The sequence below is a fragment of the Mesorhizobium sp. M0106 genome, assembly GCF_040322715.1.
GTDB lineage: Bacteria > Pseudomonadota > Alphaproteobacteria > Rhizobiales > Rhizobiaceae > Mesorhizobium.
On the sequence record NZ_JAMYUA010000153.1, the window covers coordinates 1 to 547 of the forward strand.

General features: G+C 59.0%; 1 protein-coding gene. It reads right to left on the reverse strand.

Annotation, left to right across the window (positions count from 1 at the left end):
- On the reverse strand, window positions 1-547 hold a 547-nt coding region (locus NKJ55_RS35550), incomplete at both ends, for a PAS domain-containing protein (protein WP_352453950.1).

Below are 547 nucleotides of genomic sequence, written 5' to 3' on the forward strand. Positions count from 1 at the left end.
TTTCCAGCCGGATCAGCGCGGTGATCATCTGCAGGTTGTTCTTCACCCGGTGCTGCAGTTCGCGCAGCAGCGTGTCTTTCTCGCTGACAAGCTCCTCCACCGAGCGCTCATCTCCCGCCTCGCCATGGGCCGATACGTCGACCAGCGCCACCAGCCGGAAGCACATCTTGCCGTTGTCGTCCTCGATCACGTTGGAATAAACGTCCACGATCGTCGGCTTATCTTCGTTGCGTTCCAGCCTGTAGGTGCCGACAAAATCGGTTTCCTCGACCACGGCCTCGGCAAGTGGCCGGTCCTTCTGCTCGTGGAGGCCTTTGCCCAAAAGGGCTGCCCAGTTTCCTCGTGTGAGCATAGCGGCCGTCAGGCCTGACAGTTTCTCGAATTCCGGGTTGGCGTAGACTACGCGCTCCTCAGCGGCCAGGTTCGCAACGGCAATGGCGATCGGCACCTGGTCAAGGAATTTTTTGAACTGTTCGCTTTCCAGTGCCGTTGCAAGCTCAGGTGTATCAAGCAACTGCTCGACCGCCTCGGCCTTTTCTGAATCCGG